Raw genomic sequence first — 23,364 nt, 5'->3', positions numbered from 1 at the left:
GTTATTCTGCCTCCTTGGATACACTTTGATCTTTATTTAATAATGGGAACCCTAATTTTTCACGTTCAGCCACAAAAATTTTCGCTACGGAACGAGCCATATTCCGAATGCGGGCTAAATATCCTGCACGTTCCGTTACAGAGACAGCGCCGCGAGCATCTAATAAATTGAATGTATGGCTACATTTTAAAATATAATCATAGGCTGGATGAACTAAGCTTTCTTCAATACAGCGTTTAGCTTCTTTTTCAAATTTGTCAAAGTTTTCTAAAAGCATTTCTTGGTTACTAATTTCAAAGGAATATTTTGAATGTTCATATTCAGGTTGCACAAAAATTTCACCATATTTAACGCCTTGTGTCCATTCTAAATCATAGACACTTTCGACTTCTTGGATATATGATGCCAAGCGTTCTAACCCGTAAGTAATTTCAGAAGTGACAGGATGACATTGTAAGCCGCCAACTTGTTGGAAATACGTAAATTGGGTAATTTCCATGCCATCTAACCAAACTTCCCAACCTAAACCAGCACAGCCCATTGAAGGATTTTCCCAGTTATCTTCTACAAAACGAATGTCATGTTCTAATGGATCAATTCCTAATAATTTTAAACTTTCTAGATAAAGTTCTTGGATATTTTCAGGAGAAGGCTTCATTACAACTTGGAATTGATGATGTTGGTATAGACGGTTTGGATTTTCGCCATAGCGTCCATCAGCTGGACGACGAGAAGGTTCTACGTAGGCAGCATTCCATGGTTCAGGTCCAATGGCACGTAAAAACGTGTAAGGACTCATGGTGCCGGCTCCCTTTTCTGTATCATAGGCTTGCATTAACATACAGCCATTAGATGACCAAAATTTTTGCAAGGTTAAAATCATTTCTTGTACGGTTAACTTGTTTTTCATTGTTTTCCTCCTTGGAATATTTTTTATAGACATAGGGATTGGCTTTGCTTCGGGAATGTAAATTTAAAAAGGGCTACAGAAAAACAATTTTGTAGAATGGGATAATTTTTATGCTGTTCATCATCTACTCTGTCGCATTTGCGCCAATTGAGCTTTTTTGAATAAACGTTACTATTTTTTCTTTTGGTGTTAACTGTTTGCTTTTTTTATTCGGTTACAACGTTCCCTTTGGTCACCTTGTACTGTTCATCATCTTCTCCATGTTTTTGGCTAAGCAGTTTGTTTTAACATAGAGGAGACAACGTTCCTTTCAGTCACCTTGTGCTGTTCCACATCTGCTCTGACACTTTGTGTCAGTCGCAGTGAGGAACATGCAAAAAGTCCCCATGCCTATTAATAGACATAGGGACGAATAATTATCGCGGTTCCACCCTACTTCCGATGTGTTCATCGGCAGCTTCGTTTGTCGTACTCCAAAGTGCCTTTCAAAAGTTCCGTGTTTCTGGCTCCCACTCTCCCAGATTCGCTTAACAGAGGGTTCTTTTTACTTCTCTTTTTCTTCGTACGTATTTAACTTCTCTATCATAATACGGTGTCTGAGGGAAGTTGTCAAATTTTTTTTCAGAAAAACGTCTGCTTGTTTATGTTTCTTTTTCTTCCTTCTTTCGTGGTGGAATTTTCAACGTATTTTCCCACGTTTTCATTTGATCAATAAATTTTTTGCTTTTTAAATGCAAACCGACATATTCATCGTATAACATATCAATCGTTTCTCGAATACTCTTCTTAGTTTCTTCTTTTACTTGAATGTTTTGGACTTTTTCATAGGAGACTTGCGAAAATAAGCGAATAAAATGAATTGCTCTAGGATCTGCATGGTAGCGCTGTTCATCTAAATGCCAATGTTTTTCACAAAGCACACCGCTATATTTTGAGGAATAATCAAATTTCCCTTGTGTTTCGCCACAAGCCACACAATGATGCCATTCTGGTCGTACACCAAACCGTTCTAACAATTGAATTTCAAAAATATTTGTAATGATTTCCGGATCTTTTTGCTCATTTAAAGCGGATAATGCCATGTGGGTAAATTGAAATAAGTTCGGATCATAGTGCTGATCTTCAATTGCTGCATCGACTAAGTTTAAAATATATGTTCCATATGCGTTAATAAATATATCTTGTTGAATGTTTCGAAAAGGTTGAACTCCTTTGCTGCTATTGAGAAAAGATAAGCCTTCTTCTCTAAAATTTCCGATGTAGACGGCTTCTGTAAATGGCAGAATCGCTGGCAAAAGAGGATTATTTTTTCGATGCGCGCCTTTCACAAAAAACATCAATTTTCCATATGATTCTGTAAAAATTTTGACGAGTTTATCCTTCTCTTTAAAATCCTTCGTAAATAAAATAATGCCTTTGGTCTCCCCTAATGCCATTCAATTCACTTCCATTTCTTATGTAAATTAGTGTAGTGTTTGGAAAGTTCGTTTATACACTCACTTCCCAAACACTACTTTCTTAATATTCTTCTTTGCGATAACCAAAATCTTGTAAATAGATTTTTTTGTCACGCCAGTCTTTTTGGACTTTTACCCACAGCTCCAAATACACTTTGTCATCTAATAAATATTCAATATCTTGACGCGCCTTGGTACCAATTTGTTTCAGCATTTTTCCGCCTTTGCCAATGATGATGCCTTTTTGACTGTCCCGTTCTACAATAATGGTTGCTTGGACATGGACTTTATCGTTTTCATCCCGTTTCATTGAGTCCACAACGACAGCGACAGAATGAGGAATCTCATCTCTTGTTAAAAGTAACACCTTTTCACGAATTAATTCGGAAACGATAAAATATTCTGGATGATCCGTAATTTGGTCATCAGGGAAATACTGTGGTCCTTCTGGCATTTGCTCAACGAGAACATCCATCAAATGCTCAAAATTATTTCCTTCAGTGGCAGAAATGGGAATAATTTCTTTAAAGTCCATTTGTTTCGAATAGTCTTCAATGATACTCAATAAATCATCTGGATGGACTTTGTCAATTTTATTAATAATCAAGTAGACTGGACTATTATTATTTTTCAATCGTTCAATAATAAAGTCGTCACCTTTCCCGCGTTTTTGATCAGCACTTACCATAAATAAAGTAGCATCTACTTCACGCATCGCATTATAGGCACTTTCCACCATGAAATCGCCTAAGCGGTGTTTAGGTTTGTGAATCCCTGGAGTATCGATAAAAACAATTTGTGCTTCAGGAATTGTATAAATTCCTTGAATCTTATTACGAGTTGTTTGTGCTTTGTCACTCATAATTGCAATTTTTTGGCCGACAATTCGATTTAACAATGTTGATTTTCCAACATTTGGTCTGCCGACAATGGCTACGAAACCAGATTTATGTTCAGTTGTCATTGTATTTCTCCTCTTATTTCCACATTTGAATGATTTGTAAAATTTTTGGTACAAATAGAATTAGTCCTACTAGCACTGCGAAACCGGCTGTTAATAAAACAGCTCCTGCGGCCATGTCTTTAACTTTTTTTCCGATTGGATGAAAGTGAAAATCCGTAAACATATCTACGACATTTTCAAAAATTGTGTTGATAATTTCTGCCAACCAGACAAGAAAAACAGCCAATAACAACCACAGCCATTCAGCAAGTGTTAAGGAAAACAAGAAACCAAACACAATGGCCGTGACACCAAACGCCACATGTTTGCGCATATTACGTTCTTCTCGAAAAACTGTTTTGATTCCTTGCCAGGCAAATTCTAATGAATTAATAAAATGTTTATTTTTTCCTGTTTGCTCATCTTTTAAGGCCATACGCATCTAAAATCTCTTTCTGTAAACCAAACATTTCTTTTTCATCTTCAGGTTCCATATGATCGTACCCATTCAAATGTAAAAAGCCATGTACTGCCAAAAAGCCCATTTCTCGTTCCAATGTGTGCCCATATTCAACTGCTTGTTCTGCTGCTCGCTCTGTTGAAATAATTAAATCACCTAGATTCCGTGGTAGCTCTGCCAACTCTTCATCATCAAAAATAATTGGCAATTCGTCTTCCCCTTCATCCTCTAAAGCAAAACTGATGACATCTGTAGGCATATCTTTGCCCCGATAGTCACGATTAATCACTTGGATACCTGCGTTATCTGTAAAAGTCACCGACATCTCCGTATCTTCGGCAATTTCTAGAAAACCCGCTGCAAATTGCAGCAAGTTTTCGATTTCTTTGATTTCTTCTGTTGGTACTTTCTCGGTTTCATCAATGAAAGTAATATCCATTAGTCATCTCTCTTTTCTTGTTCATCTTTCATTTCTTCTGCTTCAGCTTTCATTTTTGGATACTTAATCCGTGAATGGAAGGTACTGCATAATCCATTAATTAATGATTTTTCAATGATGCGAATCTCTTTCATCGTTAACCCACATTCATCTAATTGGCCATCTGAAATTCTATCTTGAATCACATTATGCACAAAGGCTTGAATTTTTTCGTTGGTCGGATGATCCATCGCCCGCACAGCAGCCTCACAAGTATCAGCAATACTCACAATCCCTGCTTCTCGTGTTTGTGGACGTGGCCCAGGATAACGGAAGTCGGATTCTTTAATTTCAGGATTGCGTTCTTTTGCTTTCACATAGAAAAATTTCATCAATGTTGTGCCATGATGTTGACGACAAATGTCAATCACCATTTGCGGCATATTGTACTCTTCTAAAATTTTGGCGCCATCAATTACGTGGCCAAAAATAATTTGTTTACTATCTTCTGGTAATAAAAAGTTATGTGGATTTTCTGCACCAGCAGGTAAGTTTTCCACAAAGAAATTGGCGTGTTTAATTTTGCCAATGTCATGGTAATAACAAGCAACTCGTGTTAATAGCGACCGCCCGCCAATCTCAGCAACAGCGTTAGCGCTCAAACTAGCCACCATCATGCTATGATGATAGGTACCTGGCGCTTCTTCTAACAGTTGTTTTAACAACGGATGGTTCGGATTACTTAATTCATTCAAGACAATCATACTATCATCAGTCACTAATAATTCGATATATGGATGCAAGCCCATTGTTGCTAAAAATGAAAGTACCGTTCCTGCACCTGCACAAATTAAAGCTGTCCACGTTTTACCATCTGTTAAACTCATTCCTTGATAAATCATTAAGACAACCGCCATGAAAACAGGAAAGACCACTACCCACATTAAAGCTGGGAAAACTTGCTCACTCATTCGTTTCCGTTTAACAACTGTTGCTAGAAATCCTGAGAATAAGTACATAATCAGAATAACCGTCAACGAGTTTGTACCAATAGAATTATAAAAGATAAATAACGCAAAAACGACTTGGAAAATGGCAGCGATTATCCCTGAACGACGATTCACAAAATGATTTAGAATCAGCGGCGCAAAGGCTGCTGGATAGAACAAGGGAATATACATCAACTGCTCTGTTTGGAAAATCTGGAAGAATTTCATTAAAATAACACTGATTAGCATAGCACCCGTGTAAAAGATAATAAACGAGCGTTGTCGCGAAGGCTCAGTCACTTGTTTTGTAAAGAAAATCAACACTTCAACTTGAAGTAAAATAGCTAATGCTAATGCCACCATCGGAAAAATAGAGGTATTTTGACTAGTCATTCCTAGTAACTCAAGTTTTTCGACCGCTTTTGCATCAATTTGAGTACCTTCACGAACAATAATTTCGCCTTGATAAATCATTGCGGGTTGAACAGCATTCATCGCTTTTTGGCGTAGCTCTTCTGTTCGTTTTTCATTGGCAATATCGTTTACCACAATCCCTTGGTTAACAATGTAACGAATAACTTGTTGCATGGTACTCGTAATATCTAAGTATTGAATTTTACCGTTAGCTTCTTGGCGAATTTTATCCAAATCAGATTCTCGAACGTGATTTTGCATTGCGTCATCCACCAACATCAAACTTTCTGAACGAACCTTATCTAATTGCTCAGAGGTTAATGTAAAGATTGTTTGATAAAAAACATTAGGAAAACTTTGATAAAACGTAACTTCATCTTGCGGTAAAGATTCAAATAATGATTTTAAGCTAGCTACTCGTTCTTCCACGGTCGGCGCAGGAATCGTTTCTTCCTTTTTGGCCTTCGCTTGCTTGTTGCTGTACTCTTTGTCTACTTTTTCATTCGCAGAATCAATCAATTTAAATAATTTATCAATACGATTATGTTGGACAGATGCCGTATCTTCTTGATAAATATATTCGGGTGTGACAGCTTCTGCTGCCAATTTTTTTCTTTGTTCTGTTTCGTAGGTATTCTCGATATTTTTATTTGCACGAATGGTTTTCTCGGCCAGTTGACCTTCTTTAATTTCTACTCTTTTCTGATGGACACTGCCAAACATAATCATAAATAAAAGAAGAGAAAAAACGGCTAATAAAATAGGTAAATAGGCTTTACCTAAACGATCCCCTAACTTTGTAAGTACTTTTTTCAAAAGGTACTTTCACTCCTTCCCTAACTGCTTAGGAATGCTTTTGTTGTTCTTTTTCATAGGCTTGAATAATTTGTGCTACAACCGGATGACGCACAACGTCACTGGCTTCAAAATTTACAAAGGCAATTTTTTCAATGTCTTTTAACGTACGCTCGGCGTTAACTAAACCACTTGTTACACCACGTGGCAAGTCAATCTGACTAGTATCTCCATTAACAATCATTTTTGAACTAAACCCTAAACGAGTTAAAAACATTTTCATTTGGGCAACCGTAGTATTTTGTGCTTCATCTAGAATGACAAAAGCATCATCCAATGTACGACCACGCATATAAGCAAGCGGGGCAATTTCAATAACGCCGCGTTCCATTAAACGATTTGTATGATCCATACCAAAAATTTGATACAAGGCATCGTAAACTGGACGTAAATAAGGATCGACTTTTTCTTTTAAGTCACCTGGTAAAAAGCCCAAGCTTTCGCCAGCTTCCACCGCTGGACGAGTTAAAATAATTTTTTGTACTTCGCCTTTTTTTAAGGCTGCTACTGCCATCACCACGGCTAAAAAGGTTTTTCCTGTCCCCGCAGGTCCCACCCCGAAAATGACGTCATGAGTTTTAACTGCATCGATATATTTTTTTTGACCAACATTCTTAATTCGGATGGCCCGACCATGATGGTCCTTCATAATTTCTTCTTCATACATGGCAATAAACGCCTCTAAATTTCCAGCTTTGGCCATTTTTAAAGCAGAAACGACATCTGGCGTATGCACTTTGATGCCTCGTTGAATTAATGTTTGTAGCGCTCTTAACACGGAAGCGACTAACTCTACCTCTGATGATTCGCCAATTAACTGAATAACTTCGCCACGACTATTAATCGTTACGTGGGTATTCTCTTCTAAAAATTTGATATGTTTATCATGTGTTCCTAAAAGCATGTGTGCATCATCAGAATCAGTAAGTATTAATTCCAAAGATTTTGACTGATTATCTGTCAAAAAACGTCCATCTCCTTTATTATATAGTCCTTTACAATGATACCACATTCTTATCTGTTTAAAAAGAAGTCGTACCTGATTTGACTTTGAAAGTCAAAAAAGAGAAAACCGTAAAAAGCTACCGGTTTTCTCTTTGCATAAAAAAACTAGGACAGTATCCTGTCCTAGTTTCGATAACGCTCTTAGTTTTCTTGTAATAATTCTTTCACAATTGCGTTAACTTGGTTGCCATCGGCTTTGCCTTTGACTTTCGGCATCATAGCGCCCATCACTTTACCAAAATCTTTTGGTGAAGTGGCGCCAGTTTGCGTCATTACCTCTTGAACTAGTTGACGAATTTCTTCCTCTGTTAGTTGTTGAGGCATATATTTTTCAACAATTGCTATTTCAACTTTTACTTTTTCAACAAGATCGTCGCGTCCCGCCTTTTCAAACTCTGATAAAGAATCTTTTCTCTGTTTCATCTCACGAGACAATACAGTGAGTTCTTCTTCTCCGTTCAATTCACGGCCCGCTTTAATCTGATCATTTTGAATGGCAGTCTTTAACATACGAAGTACGGCTAAAGTTTCTTTGTCTTTAGCTTTCATCGCTGTTTTAATGTCGTCATTCAATGTGGTTAGCAATGACATACCACCAACTCCAATTCATTCAAAACTAGAATTTTTTACGTTTTCTAGCTGCTTCAGATTTTTTCTTACGCTTTACACTTGGTTTTTCGTAGAATTCACGTTTACGTGATTCTTGTAAAGTACCCGCTTTTGAAACGGAACGTTTGAAGCGACGAAGAGCATCATCAAGAGATTCGTTTTTACGAACGACTGTTTTTGACATGTTATTCCCTCCCTCCGAGCTTAAAAAGTAACCGTTTTTCTTATTTGTGGGAAAAACCCACAAATTAAAATACTGTCCTTGTTATATTATAGCTAAAGCATAAATAACCGTCAACCACTCTACTGATAAAATACGAAATTTTTGTTTGATTTTTCGTCTTATTCGCTATTTTTCGCAACAATCGGCACAACGACCAAGTATTTCAAAGCGATGTCCTTCAATTGAACAACCTTTTAACTGTTCTTCGAAAAAATTCATCGGACACATGTGAATTTCTTCCGTTTTGCCACAAACCGTACAAATAAAGTGATGATGATGTTCCACCTCTTGGCAACAACGGAAGCGAAACTTTTGTTCGCCATTTAATTCTGTTTTTTCCAGCAATTCTAAGCGCTCAAAGTCATGCAAGTTACGATAAACCGTATCATAACTGACTCCTTTAAAGGTTTCATTCATAAATTCATACACTTCACGTGCAGAAACATACCGATTTCGCTTAATCAAATAGCTCATCAGTAATTCTCGTTTTTTAGTATATTTTAATCCACTGGCTTTCATGGTTTCTAAGGCTTGTTCAATATTGGTTTTTACTGGTGCCATCGCCATTTCCTCCCTCACCAACCTAAATCAGAATCATTACGAAATAGATTCTGGACTTATGGTATAATAAAATTATTAAAAATGCAAGAAAGGACTTACCCTCTATGACTATTTCTGAAGAAAAAAAATGTGTGACGATTTTTGTCATCTCAGATTCTGCTGGCGAGACCGCTTCAAAATTGGCGGCTGCTTCAATGGCCCAGTACCCCACTGTTGATTTTACTTTGATTAGACGAACATTCGTTAAAGACGAAGATAAACTGGTGCAAGCGTTAGAAGATGCCAAAAAAGCAGAAGCCATGGTGCTGCATACTATTATTAATGATCATCTCGTGGCGATTGCAAATCAATTTTTCAATGAGCATCAATTGTTCCATTTTGACATTTTGACACCACCAGTTGCGGAAATCGAACGATTAACAGGTGTCGCGCCCATGCGGGAACCAGGTGCCTTACATCATCTGAATGAAAATTATTTTAAACGAATTGAAGCAATGGAATTTGCTGTCAAATATGACGATGGCAAGGACCCACGAGGCTTTTTAGAAGCGGATGTGTTACTTCTTGGCGTTTCCCGAACTTCTAAAACACCGCTAAGTCTCTTTTTAGCCAACAAGAACTTAAAAGTTGCTAATTTGCCACTAATTCCTGAAGCACATTTACCGAAACAATTATTCGAAATGGACCCTAAAAAAATTGTTGGCTTAACCAATGATCCCAATGTTTTAAACGGGATTCGTAAAGAACGAATGCGCGCATATGGATTACCTGAAAATACTTCTTATTCAGATATTGAAAAAATTCGGCGAGAACTGGCTTTTGCTAATGATCTTTATCAAAAATTAGGTTGTATCGTTATTGATGTCGCTTCTCTTTCAATTGAAGAAACTGCCTCAATGATTCTTAATGCTTTGAACTTAGAAGATCATAGTTATTATTCCACGGAAACCTCCGAGGATTAAAAAAAAAACGAGAAAAAATCACTAGTGATTTTTTCTCGTTTTTTTAAAAGACTTGAACGCCTTCTTGATCAATATTGAAAATTTGGATGCTCGCTTTGGTAGATAATTTCTCCAAGCTTTGAACAATTTCGTTGGTTCGTTCTTCTGGCGACAAGATTAGCACAGTTGGACCAGCACCGCTTAAGAAAGAACCATAAGCACCTCTTTGCTGAGTTAAACGACGAATTTCTTTTAAGTGAGGAACCAATGAACGACGATACGTTTCATGCCATTTATCTTGTTCCATCATTTTGCCTGCTAAAGGTAAATCCCCGTTTAAAATTGCGGCAATCATAACATTGGCAATTGAGCTGGCCGCGACTGCTTCTTTATAAGCCAATTTTTCGGGCAAAACAGCGCGACTTTTTTCGGTAAATAATGGTTCCTCTGGAATAAATGCAATGACATCACACATTGGAAAATGATGTTTGACATGGTAGACTTGGTTTTCTACATGGCTAGCCACCACGAAATCTCCTAAAATAGCTGGGGCAACATTATCCGGATGTCCTTCCATCTCTGTGGCCAAACGGACTTTTTCTTTAGGGGACAAATTTAAATGTGCTAGTCGGTTAGCTAATTCAATGCCTGCTACAATCACACTTGAGCTACTGCCTAGTCCTCTTGCAAGGGGAATATCAGAAACCATCCGAATAACTTTTGGTGTTAATTCTGGTGCAATTTTCAATGCCGTTTGAATTAATAAATTCTCTTCATTAGTAGGGATTTCTTCTCCCAAAGTATGTTGAATTTCCCAAAATTCACTTTCACCTAAAACGTTGATTGTTAAATAAGCGGATAATGCAATGCCACATGAATCAAAGCCAGGTCCTAAGTTGGCACTAGTGGCAGGTACTCTTATTTTCATAGTGTTGCGACTCCTTTTCGTAAGTGCAGACGCATTTCTTCCACGTCACTCATTTTTGAAATAGTTACTTCTGTCTCCATTGCTGTATCAGGATCTTTCAGTCCGTTACCAGTAAAGACTGCCACGACGGTTTCACCTGCTTTGATTTTACCGTTTTTAACATGTTGAATAACTCCAGCTAATGAGGCAGCCGAACCAGGTTCAATGAAAACCCCATCTTGAGCAGCAATTTTTCGGTAAGCCGTTAAAATTTCTTGATCTGTCACGGCATCAATGAAACCACCCGATTCATCGCGTGCCTGTTCTGCTAATTGCCAACTAGCAGGATTTCCAATCCGGATCGCTGTTGCCACGGTTTCAGGTTGCTCAATCACTTGGCCTTTCACGATCGCTGCGGCACCTTCTGCTTCAAAACCATGCATTCTTGGTAAAGTTGTTCCTTGTTTTTCATGCCATTCTTTAAAGCCTTTCCAGTAAGCGGAAATATTGCCGGCATTTCCAACTGGAATCGCTAAGACATCGGGCGCTTGACCTAATTGTTCACAAACTTCAAAAGCTGCTGTCTTTTGCCCTTCTAAGCGATAAGGATTCACTGAATTAACTAGCGCAACTGCCTCAGTTTTCGCAATCTCTCGCACCGCTTTTAATGCTTCATCAAAGTTACCTGGAATCGAAATAATGTCCGCCCCATACATAATAGCTTGCGCCAATTTTCCCAGTGCGATTTTTCCTTCTGGAATCACTACATACGCTTTAATGCCTGCTCTTGTGGCATACGCAGCAGCGGCGGCACTAGTATTTCCTGTAGAAGCACAAACAATCGCTTTGGCACCTTCTTCTACCGCTTTTGCTACAGCCATCACCATCCCGCGATCTTTGAATGAGCCAGTGGGATTTAAGCCTTCGTATTTTCCATATAATTGAATACCTAATTCTTTGGATAAATTAGGTAAAGGAATCAGTGGCGTATTTCCTTCGGCTAAAGAAATCATTGGTGTTTTTTCTGTTACGGGCAAATACGCTTGATACTGTTTTAACAAACCTTCATACATGTTTACTCATCTCCTATAACCTTCATTACATTCAATAACTGAAAGGCTTCCGTATTTTGAATAGCTGTCACAACTTGTTGCATTTGTGCTTTTGATATCTGGTGTGTAATGGCAACAATTCTTGCTCGCTGTCCATCTGATTTCTGTTGAACTAATTGATCAAAACTGACTTCTGCTTTAGTCATTAATTGCGTCAACTGCAAAAATTGTCCTGGTGTATCTGGAACATCTAATGAAAAATAGTACTGCCCAAATACATTTTCGGAACTCGTCAATTGGGTTTTATGTTGATACGAATTGAACATATGGCCAGTCGTTGCCAAGCGAATGTTTTTAGCAATCGTAATTAAATCACTGACCACACTGGTTGCTGTCGGTTTAGCGCCAGCTCCTGGACCGTAATACATTGATTCGCCCACACCTGCACTTTTAATAAATACTGCATTGTACTCATTTCGAACAGATGCAATAGGATGCTTTTGATTGACTAGCATAGGCGCCACTTCTACCGAGATACTATTCTCATTTTGTTCAGCAGAGCCAATCAATTTGATTTCATACCCCAGTTGTTTAGCCATAGCGACATCATCTAAAGACAATCCGCGAATTCCACGAATATCAACTTGTGGTAATGAAACATTCATCCCAAAAGCAAATTGACTTAAAATAACCATTTTATAGGCTGCGTCAATTCCATCGACATCATTTGTCGGATCCGCTTCAGCAAATCCCAACGCTTGCGCTTCTGCTAAAGCTTCTTCATAACTTTTATCAGCAGAAACCATTTGCGTAAGCATATAATTCGTCGTACCGTTCACAATCCCTAAAACTTGTTGAATATTGTCTGCCGCTAAGCTATTAGCAATTGTTCTTAAAATAGGAATCCCGCCAGCAACACTTGCTTCGTAATATAAATCACAATGATGTTTTTGGGCTAACGCTACTAATTCACTCCCATGTTGCGCCAGTAAATCTTTATTAGCAGTCACAATATGTTTGCCCTTTTCTAAAGCTTTCATGATATACGTTTTGGCTGGTTCAATGGTTCCCATTAATTCCACAACGATTTGAATCTCTTTATCTTCTAAAATATCATCAATTGAAGTTGTTAAAGAAAGACCGTATTCTTCCGCTTGCGCTTGTTTCGTTTCAAGATTTCGGACAAATGCTTTTTCAATGACTACATTCATTCCTGTCACTTGTGAAATTTTCTCTTGATGTTCTTTCAAGAGAGTTAAAACGCCAGTGCCTACAGTCCCTAATCCTAGTAACCCGATCTTTAAGGTATCCTTCATTTTTACCTCCATCAACAGCGCTATTCTAGTTACGCTATTTTTTCCCTACTTTTTATCGATGTTCAATATGCTCAAAGGTCTGATTTAAAATATCTATTACATGATGATCATCCAATGTATAAAAAATCGTTTTTCCTTCGCGACGTGCCTTGACAACCCGGCTATCTCTTAATAATTTTAGTTGATGAGAAACGGCGGACTGTTCCATTCCCAATTGTTCACTAATCGCCGTTACGTTATGCTCGCCTTCTTTTAAAAGTAGCAAAATTCTTAAACGTGTTGGATCACTTAATACTTTATATAATTGACTTACTTGTTTGATTTCTTCCATTTGTTTCATTATAGTCGCCTCACTTTGCACTCATTATAACACAGAGTTTTTTAAAATAAGAACTGCGATTGTTCTTTCCTACGAAAAATATGGCACAAAGAAAGTTGGAAAAATGACAAACTTGTCGATTTTCCAACTTTCTTCATCTATTCGTGGTTGGCTTGCTGAACTGCATCCATCACGGCATAACGGAAGCCATTTTTTTCTAGAGCTACGACACCGCGAATCGTACTTCCTCCTGGAGAAGTCACTTCATCTTTCAATGCTCCTGGGTGTTTTTTCGTGTCTAAGGCTAAGGTCGCCGTTCCTTTTATCATTTGAGCGACAATTTCATAAGATAAGTCTCTTGGTAACCCTTCTAAGACTGCTGCATCTCCCAATGCTTCCATAAAGATATCAACAAAAGCTGGACTGCAACCAGCCACAGTACCAAAAGTTTCCAGTTGCGCTTCACGAATTTCTTTGACTAACCCTAAAGTAGCAAGAAGTTCCATTACCAGGTCCTTCGTTTGGCCTTCAATTGTTGGTGCCAAGGCTACGCCAATCACACCCTGATTCACGCTAACTGGTGTATTAGGAATGGCATGAACAACTTTGGCTTCTTTATTGCCAAGAGCCATTTGTGCTTCTTGTATGGTATGACCTGTTGCAACAGAAATCAATAGACTTTCGTTGGAAAAATGAGGAGCTAATTCCTGAAGAACAGGTAACACGACCTTTGCTCCTGTCGCAATAAAAATAACCTTACATTCTTGGAAAAGTGCATAATCTGTGACAAGTTGAAAGCCCCACTCTTTTTGAAGTGCTTCTGCTGTTCCACTTGAGCCGCCTTTCACATATAAATGTTCCTTCTTGACTGCCTCAGCTTTCAGTAACCCTTTAATCATGGCACCGCCCATACTGCCAGCACCGATAAAGCCAATTTTCATAGCATTCCCTCCTTAGTTAAATAAAGTGTTTGTGTCAAAAGTCAATTAGCTTTTGACACAAACACTAACATTCGTACTTTTTTCCGTACAGCCTGTTTCGTTTATTTTATTTTGTTAATTCATTAACGACTGCTTCAAACGCAGCAATTTTTTCAGAAGCTTCTGAACTACTTTTTGCTTTTGTCGCTAGATAGAATTTAATTTTTGGTTCTGTTCCTGATGGTCGGATAGCAATCCAACTGCCATCTTCTAAATGATATTTCAGCACATCAGAAGGAGGCGTTTGTAATTGTTCTGTTTGACCATCTGCAAAAGTGCGTGTTAATTCTTTAAAATCTTCCGTTTGAGCAACTTGAATCCCGGCAAACTCAGTTGGCGCTTGTTCACGACATTTTGCCATTAAAGCTTTGATTTTACCGCTTCCTTCAATTCCGCTCATTGTTACGGAAATAGTTTTTTCTTCAAAGTAACCAAATTCTTCAAAGATATCTTGTAAGCCATCGTATAATGTTTTTCCTTGTTTTTTATAAAAAGCCGCTACTTCTGCTAATAAAACTAACGCTTGAATCGCATCTTTATCACGAACAAAAGGTTTCACTAAGTAACCATAACTTTCTTCAAAACCAAACATAAACGTTTGACTGTGGTCTTCTTCGTATTGTTGAATTTTTTCAGCAATAAATTTGAAACCTGTTAAAACATTAAACATCTTCGTATTATATTTCTCAGCAATCGCTGTAGCAAGTTCACTAGAAACGATTGATTTTAGAACCGCAGCATTTTGAGGCAACGTGCCTGCTTGTTGATGGGCTTCTAAAATATAATGAATCATAATTGAACCTAATTGATTTCCTGTTAATACTTGGTAGTCTCCGTTTGGCATCCGCACAGCGGCACCTAAACGATCAGCATCTGGATCTGTTGCAATCAATAAATCAGCGCCTTCTTTTTCCCCTAAACGAATCGCGTATTCAAAAGCTGAATGTTCTTCAGGGTTTGGTGACTTAACTGTAGTAAAGTCAGGATCAGCAACGGCTTGCTCAGGTACTAAAACAAATTTTTCAAAACCGGCTTGTTTTAATGCCTTTTCTCCTAACATTTTCCCAGTTCCATGTAAGGGAGTGTAAACTAATTTTAATTCTTTACCCATTTCGTTAATTAATTCTTGATTAATCGTAACTGTTTTAATTTCTTTCAAATACGCGTTATCGACTTCTTCACCAACAATGTTAATTAAACCGCTGTGGGCAACTTCTTCATCTGATAAGACATCAATTTTCAAAGGATTTTCGATACTACGAACATATTTAGTTAATGCATCTGCATCAGCTGGCGGCATTTGACCACCGTCTTCACCATAGACTTTGTAGCCATTATAGGCAGCTGGATTGTGAGAAGCCGTAATCATGATTCCCGCAAAAGCTTTAAAGTAGCGGACCGCAAAAGATAATTCTGGTGTTGGTCGTAAGCTTTCAAACACAAAAGAAGGAATATCATGTTTAGCTAATGTTTTAGCTGCTTCCATTGCAAATTCTGGAGACATATGACGTGAATCGTAGGCAATAGCTACACCGCGACGTTTTGTTTCAGGATCTTGCGTATCCATAAAACGTGCAAGTCCTTCTGTTGCTTGACGAACCGTAAAGATATTCATCCGATTAATACCGGCGCCTAAAATCCCGCGCATCCCGGCAGTCCCAAATTCTAATGGTGCGTAAAATGCATCTTCACATTTTTCAGGGTCTGTATTTAAGTCCTTTAATTCATTTTTTAAATTTTCTGGAATATTTTCTTCATTTAACCATTGTTGGTAAACTTGTTCCCAAGACATGGAAAACACCTCATTTGTTTTTTTGTTTTTACTTTTTAAGTATAGCATTGGATATTCGTTTAGAAAAGGGAAGTTGTAGCGTTTTCTCTCAGCAAATGATTTTTATAAGAAAAATCTTACTTACTGTTCTATTTTTGTTTGTCTATTTTCAGAAAGCTGTCGTGTAATCCGTACCATTCGCTCACAAAAAAGAGGCATTTCTTCTGGTGAAATTCGGGAACAGTTCAAGCGAATACTTCCACGTTTTTCACTAAAAGCGACACTTGGTGCTACCAAAACACCTTCTCGTAAAAACACTTGCCAATCTTCTGGCTTAAGTGCCCCTTGACGCCAATGTGCCCATAAATAAAAGCCGCCTTTTACTGGCGAAACTTCCCATTCTGGCAACGATTTAAATACTTGATATACAGCTGTTGCTCGTTGTTCCACTTGTTTATTTAATAACGTAATTTTTTCAGAAAAAGAAGGATCTTCAATCGCCATTTTAGCGAGCATCTGCGGAAAAATACTCAACGAAACATCCATCATTTTTCTGGCTTCTGCAATTTGGTTCGTCACGGAGGCGGGCGCACTTAACCAACCAATTTTCGTGGTCGAACCTAAAATTTTTGACAACGAACCGATATACAAGACATTATCTGGATCTAATTTTTTTAAAGGAGGAATTTCTGTTTTCGGGATAAAACTTAGCTGCCCAAAAACATCATCTTCTAAAATAGGAACTTGATACGTTTGACAAACTTTCACGAGCTGTTCTCTTTTTCTTAAAGGCATCACTGTCCCAGTCGGATTTTGAAAGGAAGGATTAACCATAACCATTTTGATGCGATGTTGTCGGATTGTTTGTTCTAGCGCTTCAAGATCAATCCCTTCCTCTGTCATGGGCACACCAAATAAGCGCACACCAGCAGCTTGGAAAATTGGTAAGGCATAGAAGAAAGATGGATCTTCTACGGCAACACTATCTCCTTGTCTCAATAAAACTTGTAAAACTAAAAAAAGTGCTTGTTGCGCACCTGAAGTAAGCAATAAACTTTCACTTGGTAAATGAAGCTGATATTCCGTTGTTGTAATGGCTTGGATTTCTTTTCTTAACGGCAAATAACCTAATTCATCTTGTGCTTCCTCTTTTAAAAATTGTTTCCAATTTAATGCTGGAAAATCGAAACTGGGAATTAAATCTAACGGCAACTCGCCTGTATACATATCTAAGTCAGTCGGCAAATTTTGTTTAGCTCGTAACTCAATCTCTGCCACCAAGGGATGAACTTGTTTGAACACATTTTGTTCTAAATAACGATGCCAATCCGTTCGTGGCGTCATCATTACCCCCCATTTTCCTTCGTTGACAATCGTTCCACTCCCTCTTTTTCGCACAATCCAGCCTAAGTCCACCAGTTCGTCTAATGCATGAACAACGGTTGAACGATTGACAGACAAGTACTCTGCCAGTTTACGTTCCGAAGGGATTTTTTCGCCTGGTAATAATTCGCCTGTTTGAATCTTTTGAACAATCATTTCCATAATACTGCGATAAATGGGAACATTTTGTTCTTTTTTAAGTTGCCACATAGCCATCACCTCAACAATTGGATGAGTTAAAAGTAATCCAGTTCAATGCTTTTGTCAATCAAAAATACAAGAAAAGTGGGACAGCCGTTTTGACGAATGTCCCACTTTTCTGTTTTACTATTAACAGGTTTGTCTCAATGTTTGTGTAAAAATGCTTGGATGGTGTTATAAAAGATTCCTGCGAACATAAAGATTAACCAACTAAACCGCCAATCCCCTAAAACAAAACTAATAAATAGATAGAGTGCCACAACTAAGGGCCAATAAACGGATGCAATAATTGTACCGACAGGATTTCCCACAGGTCCTTCCTCTGTTTTTGTTTGTTGAGGGGCAAAATCAGGATGACCAACATGTTCTGAATAAAAATAAGTTTCATTCAACAATTTATTAAAACTTCCTTTAATTACTCCACCAAATATAAACAAGAAGACGCCAACCGATACTAAAAAGAAGAGCCAACTAATCCCCATCGTTCCATTATAATATTGTCCGCCCATCATTTGATGCATGGAACGGCGCATCATCAGATGAAGGCCACTACTAAAGACAACAACTGGGATTAAACCCAAAATACAAAAAACGACGCCCGCTGCCATACAAAAAATAAATGATCGTTGAAAACTTTGTTCTCTTTGTGCAACTTCTTTTTTTAACTTAATCGGAATCAATCGTTGCCCCAGCTGTTTGTCCATTGCAACAAACCGATTACCAGCAACAATAAATAATGGAACGCCGATTGCCACACCTATGAAAAGACAAACTAAACCAAGACCGTTAGAAAGAACACCACGCATACCAACCAGCAAGCCAACACCCACCATGATTGCAACAACACCAAGACCAATTTGAATAGCACCTTTACGTTGGACAGCTAAATAGTCAAGTCCTTCCTCCACTGAAATTTCTGGCAAACCGTTCATTGAATCGTTTGTTTCATCCACTTGTTTATTTTCTAAATTCAATTCTTCCATTAATTCATCAATAGTACCAAATTCAGAAATAATTGTACCAATTGCTTCATTTTCCGATTTTCCTTGGCTGAGCAAATCTTCATAACGATCCTCAGCATTTGCTAATAAGTCCGCCTTTAATTGTTTTGTTTCAGATATTTCAACAACGCCTGAAAATAAGCTATCAATAAATTCTTCTATAATTTTCATTTTCCCATCTCCTTTACAAATGCTTCGACGACGTCTTTTGTTACTTCCCATTCTAGTAACTTTTCCTCTAAATAACGCTCTCCTGCATGGGTTATTTGATAATAGGTCCGCTTTTTGCCATGCGTTACTTCTCCTGGAAATGATTCAATGTAGCCATTTTTCTCTAAACGTGTAAAAGCAGAATAAAGTGTCGTTTCTTTAATCGAATATTGTTCTTTAGAAATTTCACGAATGCGTTTAGAAATCGCATAACCATATGAAGCGCCGGATTGTAAGATTGAGAGAATAAAGGTATCGTTGTATCCTCGAATTGCATCACTACCAATCACATAAATTCCTCCCTCAAGTACTTCAACTATCGTACTACGTCTGTCGTTGTAATTATCTTAACACGATTACTACGATAGGTAAAGTAAAAAAAGCACGGAATGCAGAAATCGTTTTAATTTCTGCACTACGTGCTGTCTTCTTTTCAGTCTATAGTTGAATGTTAAATGGTATCACCATTAAAAATAGAATTTTTTACAATCACATAATCAACTTTACGAATCGCTTCTAAATCACGACCTCCCGCGTATGAAATGGAAGATTGTAAATCTTGTTGCATTTCGACTAAAGTATCTGCCAACTTCCCTTTATGGCGTAACCAGATTTTTTTGCCTTCAACGTTTTTCTTTTCGCCTTTTTGGAATTCAGAGGCGCTACCAAAGTATTCTTTGTAAACAACGCCATCTTCCACTTTTGTTTCACCTGGTGATTCTTCATGTCCAGCAAATAATGAACCAATCATGACCATAGTTGCCCCAAAACGCACAGATTTTGCAATGTCTCCATGGGTCCGAATTCCACCATCTGCAATAATTGGTTTCCGAGCAGCTTTGGCACACCAACGTAAAGCCGCTAACTGCCAGCCACCTGTCCCAAAGCCAGTCTTAATTTTAGTAATACATACTTTTCCTGGTCCAATCCCCACTTTGGTGGCATCGGCTCCAGCGTTTTCTAATTCGCGAACGGCTTCTGGCGTTCCAACATTGCCCGCAATAACGAACGTTTCTGGTAAAAATTTTTTCAAGTGTTGAATCATATTAATCACCGCATTTGAATGACCATGGGCGATATCAATTGTCACGTAGTCAGGAACTAAACCTTCTCGGGCTAACGTTTCAACAAAAGCGTATTCCCCTTCTTTCACACCCACACTAATTGACGTGATTAAGCCCTTTTGTTGCATTTTTTTAATAAATGGCACTCGCGCCTCTTCATCAAACCGATGCATGATATAAAAATAACCGTTTTCAGCAAGGGTTTCCGCAATCGTTTCATCAATAATTGTTTGCATGTTCGCTGGAACGACAGGCATTTTAAACGAATGTTTTCCTAAAGTTACTGTAGTATCACATTCAGAACGACTATTCACGATACATTTATTGGGAATTAATTGGACATCTTCATAATCAAAAACTTTCATACTTACTGCCTCCTAGTTATTTACAAAAATAACGTAAAAACCGAACATTCGGTCATTTAACGTTCGTGTTTACAAACACCATTGTTAATTTACACTATTTACCGCCACTTGTCAAAGGCGTTTTAACGAAAATTAATCTTTTTACCCTTCTTGAACGTTTGGTAAAATGGCCTGCAATAAAATAGCAACAATTGAGGCAGTTGCCACGGGTGAACTAAATAAATATTGTAAAAATTGTGGTAGAGTTTCCAAAAACTCTTTTGGTAACAATGTCAACGCTAATGTCATAATAATCGGAACGGCAATTACATACATCTCTTTTTCATGAATTGTTACATCGCTCATGACTTTCATTCCACTTACAGAAATGATGCCACAAACAACCACAAAAACACCGCCGATAACTGGTGCCGGAATGGCCGAAATCAAGGTGGAAAGTTTTCCAGATAAGCCAAATAAGACAAACCACGCACCTGCAGCCACAAAAACCTTGCGACTAGCAACTCCAGTGATTGAAATAATCCCAGCATTTGTAGAGTAACTAGTTACTGGCGTGCCGCCAATGAATGAAGAAACTAAGCAACCTAAGCCTTCACCAATTACGCCGCGATTAATTTTTTCTTCGGTCAAAGGTTCAGCGACAACATGACTCACAGCAAACCAAGTGCCTGTTGTTTCCGCCATTAAAACCAGATAAATAACTAACATCGTGGCAATGGCTGACCAATCAAATTGGAAAGAAAAGTTAACTAATGGTAACTGAGGCAAACTAAACCAAGCCGCTTCACTAACGGCTGATAAATCAAGTACCCCTAATAATTGTGCCGCGATGCTCCCAAATAATAATGCCAAAATGACAGAAGAAACGCGGAAAATCCGCCCTTTTTTCAAAGCAGAACCTAAGAGCGCAAAGAAGATCAACGTCCCCGCTGCTATAAATGCTAATAAAATATTTTGTCCTAATTCCCCTTTTGCGTGGTAAATATTATCCGATAAAGCGACTGGCATTAACGAAAGACCCACCACAAAAATAATTGTTCCTCCCACAATTGGTGGAACAAATTTAGTGATTAAACGATTAAAGATACCAGTAAATCCTAATATAATAACAACAATTGCCCCCACTAAACTAGCACCTAAAACTGCGCCCCAGCCATTTCCTTGTTGGTTATTGGCAAAATAAATTCCTGCAATTGCCCCGATTGGAATAAATGAAGGGCCTTGCGCAACTGGTAATCTCATACAAAAATGAGATTGAATAATCGTGGCAAGTCCTGCTGCTATGAATGTTGCTTGGATTAAAGAAGACGTTTGTGCTGTGCTAATCCCAATAATTGAAGCAATGATCACAGGTACGACGTACACGTCCATTGCTAAGACATGCTGAATCCCTAACATAGTGGCCTGCCCAAAAGATACTGAATCTTCTGGCCCCACTGTTAAATGAAGATTATTTTGTTTCTTTTCACTCATTTTTTATACTCCTTTAGTTGCTGACATTAAATTTTTATCATGTACTTTTTCACCCTGTACCCAGACTTCTCGAATATTTTCTGGTCGTGCTAAATATAAGATTTTTTGGAAAATATCAAGCAATGATTCCCCTGGATTTTTAGGGATTCGTGCTTGTGACAAGCTTGTATTAATAATTTGAACATCCCAAGCATACCCTTTTTCTAATTTCCCAATTGGCAAACTTAGCGCTTGACCACCACCAGCAGTAGCTAAATAAAACGCTTCATTTACGGTAATCCGTGCTGTTTTAACACCTCGTACTTCTGGTTTTTTTGTAGCATCGACGCCATCTTCTAACATTCTAGAAGAAATAACCGCTTGCTTTAAATTGTCAAAAAGACTTGGTGAAAAACCACCTGAAAGATCACTGCCTAAACCAACTTCTACTTGATGTTGATGTACTAATTTTGCAATCGGTGTTACTGCATTACCAAAATAAGCATTAGAGATTGGGCAGTGCGCCACAGCCGTCCCTGTTTCATGGAATAAATTCATATCTGCTTCTTCTAAAAAGCCTGCATGTGCCATCACTGCTTTTTCTGTCAATAAACCAAAATCATTCAATGCTTGGGCATCATTTTTTCCAAAACGTTCTTGAACAAATTGATGTTCCCAATCACTCTCACTACAATGACTTTGAACATGGACTTGATATTTCGCTGCTAATTCTCCTAATCCTTTAAGTGCTTCCTCTGTACAACTAGGAATGAAACGCGGAGTTACAACGGGATATACGCCTTGTTTTGTTTGCTGCGCTAATGTTTGAATTTCTTGAATAAACCGTTCCGTTTCTTCTAATGCTTGTTGCGTTGTTTGATCACGATAGTATTCAGGATTCTCATTAAGATCATCCATTACAACTTTACCAATTAAGCCACGCTGCCCTTTTTCCGCACAAATCTCTGCCAAACGACGGCTAGCTTCATAATGAATGGTTGCAAAATAAAGGGCTGTTGTTGTCCCATTAGCTAACAATTGGGTTACCAATTCATCATAGACTTGTTGGGCAAATGCTAAATCTGCAAACTTGGACTCCAATGGAAACGTGTACGTATTCAGCCATTCATACAATGGAATATCCAAGGCGGTCCCTGATTGTGCCCACTGAGGTGCATGGACATGTAAATCAACAAAGCCGGGTAAAAGATAAGAATCTTGGGGCAATTCTTGAAAACGTTGTGCCTCTTTTTGTTCTGCTAGCACAGTTTCATACGCTTCAGCATCTGGTTCAATTATTTCCTGAATTACTCCGGCCTCATCTATACAAAAAAGTGTCTCTTCATAAACTTTAATCTCTTGCAAATTTTTACTAGAAAAACCTGTTCCTTTTATTACAAAATGAAACATTTAATACTCCTCCTTACTATCACATGAAGATTATACATAAACTTTCGCTTAATAACTATAAAAATGTGATTTTTTTTAAAAAAATACGTGTTCGAACAAGTAAAAACCGAACATTCTAAGAATGATTTATTTTTTCTTTGGATAAACA

General features: G+C 38.0%; 23 protein-coding genes. 1 reads left to right on the top strand and 22 read right to left on the bottom strand.

From position 1 onward, the window contains the following. Nucleotide 1: 1 nt before the first annotated feature. The 10 genes from glyQ to IGK86_RS04775 form a co-directional block, all read right to left on the bottom strand. A complete protein-coding gene (gene glyQ, locus IGK86_RS04820; protein ID WP_002379669.1) occupies nucleotides 2-910 on the bottom strand; it encodes a glycine--tRNA ligase subunit alpha in 909 nt (302 codons plus the stop codon). Between the two features lie 641 nt (nucleotides 911-1,551). After that, complete coding sequence (gene recO, locus IGK86_RS04815; RefSeq protein ID WP_010713216.1) at nucleotides 1,552-2,346, bottom strand: DNA repair protein RecO; 795 nt, start codon at nucleotides 2,344-2,346, stop codon at nucleotides 1,552-1,554. An 82-nt stretch (nucleotides 2,347-2,428) separates the two neighbouring features. Further along, the gene (era, locus tag IGK86_RS04810) at nucleotides 2,429-3,331 is read right to left on the bottom strand and encodes a GTPase Era (RefSeq protein ID WP_002359745.1); all 903 of its coding nucleotides are present in this window, start codon (nucleotides 3,329-3,331) and stop codon (nucleotides 2,429-2,431) included. 13 nt (nucleotides 3,332-3,344) lie between these two features. Further along, on the bottom strand, nucleotides 3,345-3,746 hold the full coding sequence (locus IGK86_RS04805) for a diacylglycerol kinase family protein (protein ID WP_002382764.1): 402 nt from the start codon (nucleotides 3,744-3,746) through the stop codon (nucleotides 3,345-3,347). Continuing rightward, the gene (gene ybeY, locus IGK86_RS04800) at nucleotides 3,730-4,209 is read right to left on the bottom strand and encodes an rRNA maturation RNase YbeY (protein ID WP_002356745.1); all 480 of its coding nucleotides are present in this window, start codon (nucleotides 4,207-4,209) and stop codon (nucleotides 3,730-3,732) included. The genes IGK86_RS04805 and ybeY overlap by 17 nt, the downstream gene beginning before the upstream one ends. Further along, nucleotides 4,209-6,407 (bottom strand): HD family phosphohydrolase, encoded by a 2,199-nt coding sequence (locus IGK86_RS04795; protein ID WP_002382763.1) that lies wholly within the window; start codon nucleotides 6,405-6,407, stop codon nucleotides 4,209-4,211. Before IGK86_RS04795 ends, ybeY begins: the two co-directional genes overlap by 1 nt. Nucleotides 6,408-6,435: 28 nt before the next feature. Next, nucleotides 6,436-7,458 carry a PhoH family protein gene (locus tag IGK86_RS04790; protein WP_002356743.1) on the bottom strand — a complete coding sequence of 341 codons (1,023 nt, stop codon included), beginning with the start codon at nucleotides 7,456-7,458 and terminating at the stop codon, nucleotides 6,436-6,438. 134 nt (nucleotides 7,459-7,592) lie between these two features. After that, on the bottom strand, nucleotides 7,593-8,042 hold the full coding sequence (locus IGK86_RS04785; protein ID WP_002356741.1) for a GatB/YqeY domain-containing protein: 450 nt from the start codon (nucleotides 8,040-8,042) through the stop codon (nucleotides 7,593-7,595). Between the two features lie 25 nt (nucleotides 8,043-8,067). Further along, nucleotides 8,068-8,244, bottom strand: coding sequence for a 30S ribosomal protein S21 (rpsU, locus tag IGK86_RS04780; protein WP_002356740.1), 177 nt, complete (start codon nucleotides 8,242-8,244; stop codon nucleotides 8,068-8,070). Nucleotides 8,245-8,409: 165 nt separating this feature from the next. Beyond that, nucleotides 8,410-8,850, bottom strand: a complete 441-nt coding sequence (locus IGK86_RS04775; protein ID WP_002387080.1) for a Fur family transcriptional regulator — start codon at nucleotides 8,848-8,850, stop codon at nucleotides 8,410-8,412. Nucleotides 8,851-8,948: 98 nt separating this feature from the next. On the opposite strand from IGK86_RS04775, the gene IGK86_RS04770 reads away from it, so the two are divergent. Further along, nucleotides 8,949-9,806 carry a pyruvate, water dikinase regulatory protein gene (locus tag IGK86_RS04770; RefSeq protein WP_002382760.1) on the top strand — a complete coding sequence of 286 codons (858 nt, stop codon included), beginning with the start codon at nucleotides 8,949-8,951 and terminating at the stop codon, nucleotides 9,804-9,806. Nucleotides 9,807-9,849: 43 nt separating this feature from the next. Here the strand turns inward: IGK86_RS04770 and thrB are convergent, their stop codons facing one another. The 12 genes from thrB to guaD form a co-directional block, all read right to left on the bottom strand. Continuing rightward, nucleotides 9,850-10,713, bottom strand: coding sequence for a homoserine kinase (gene thrB / locus IGK86_RS04765; protein ID WP_010709745.1), 864 nt, complete (start codon nucleotides 10,711-10,713; stop codon nucleotides 9,850-9,852). Further along, a complete protein-coding gene (thrC, locus tag IGK86_RS04760) occupies nucleotides 10,710-11,765 on the bottom strand; it encodes a threonine synthase (protein ID WP_010823848.1) in 1,056 nt (351 codons plus the stop codon). Before thrC ends, thrB begins: the two co-directional genes overlap by 4 nt. Before the next feature lie 2 nt (nucleotides 11,766-11,767). Further along, the gene (locus tag IGK86_RS04755) at nucleotides 11,768-13,060 is read right to left on the bottom strand and encodes a homoserine dehydrogenase (protein WP_002356731.1); all 1,293 of its coding nucleotides are present in this window, start codon (nucleotides 13,058-13,060) and stop codon (nucleotides 11,768-11,770) included. A gap of 52 nt (nucleotides 13,061-13,112) precedes the next feature. Continuing rightward, nucleotides 13,113-13,421 (bottom strand): ArsR/SmtB family transcription factor, encoded by a 309-nt coding sequence (locus tag IGK86_RS04750; protein WP_002356730.1) that lies wholly within the window; start codon nucleotides 13,419-13,421, stop codon nucleotides 13,113-13,115. 116 nt (nucleotides 13,422-13,537) lie between these two features. Then, nucleotides 13,538-14,320 (bottom strand): pyrroline-5-carboxylate reductase, encoded by a 783-nt coding sequence (gene proC / locus IGK86_RS04745; protein WP_002362189.1) that lies wholly within the window; start codon nucleotides 14,318-14,320, stop codon nucleotides 13,538-13,540. 106 nt (nucleotides 14,321-14,426) lie between these two features. Further along, nucleotides 14,427-16,151, bottom strand: coding sequence for a phospho-sugar mutase (locus IGK86_RS04740; RefSeq protein WP_010707311.1), 1,725 nt, complete (start codon nucleotides 16,149-16,151; stop codon nucleotides 14,427-14,429). 120 nt (nucleotides 16,152-16,271) lie between these two features. Further along, entirely contained in the window at nucleotides 16,272-17,723 is a 1,452-nt protein-coding gene (locus IGK86_RS04735) for a PLP-dependent aminotransferase family protein (RefSeq protein WP_025193919.1), read from the bottom strand. A 134-nt stretch (nucleotides 17,724-17,857) separates the two neighbouring features. Next, a complete protein-coding gene (locus tag IGK86_RS04730) occupies nucleotides 17,858-18,886 on the bottom strand; it encodes a permease prefix domain 1-containing protein (protein WP_016616526.1) in 1,029 nt (342 codons plus the stop codon). Then, entirely contained in the window at nucleotides 18,883-19,215 is a 333-nt protein-coding gene (locus IGK86_RS04725) for a PadR family transcriptional regulator (protein WP_002356722.1), read from the bottom strand. Before IGK86_RS04725 ends, IGK86_RS04730 begins: the two co-directional genes overlap by 4 nt. A gap of 161 nt (nucleotides 19,216-19,376) precedes the next feature. Continuing rightward, entirely contained in the window at nucleotides 19,377-20,354 is a 978-nt protein-coding gene (gene guaC, locus IGK86_RS04720) for a GMP reductase (protein ID WP_002362677.1), read from the bottom strand. Nucleotides 20,355-20,495: 141 nt separating this feature from the next. Further along, on the bottom strand, nucleotides 20,496-21,827 hold the full coding sequence (locus IGK86_RS04715) for a nucleobase:cation symporter-2 family protein (RefSeq protein ID WP_002359736.1): 1,332 nt from the start codon (nucleotides 21,825-21,827) through the stop codon (nucleotides 20,496-20,498). 3 nt (nucleotides 21,828-21,830) lie between these two features. Then, complete coding sequence (guaD, locus tag IGK86_RS04710; protein WP_002388316.1) at nucleotides 21,831-23,216, bottom strand: guanine deaminase; 1,386 nt, start codon at nucleotides 23,214-23,216, stop codon at nucleotides 21,831-21,833. Between the last annotated feature and the right edge of the window lie 148 nt (nucleotides 23,217-23,364).

Source organism: Enterococcus sp. DIV1206 (assembly GCF_051712485.1).
GTDB classification, from domain to species: domain Bacteria; phylum Bacillota; class Bacilli; order Lactobacillales; family Enterococcaceae; genus Enterococcus; species Enterococcus faecalis.
The sequence above is the reverse complement of the archived record's forward strand: the minus strand, read 5'-3'. Positions and strand labels throughout refer to the sequence as shown.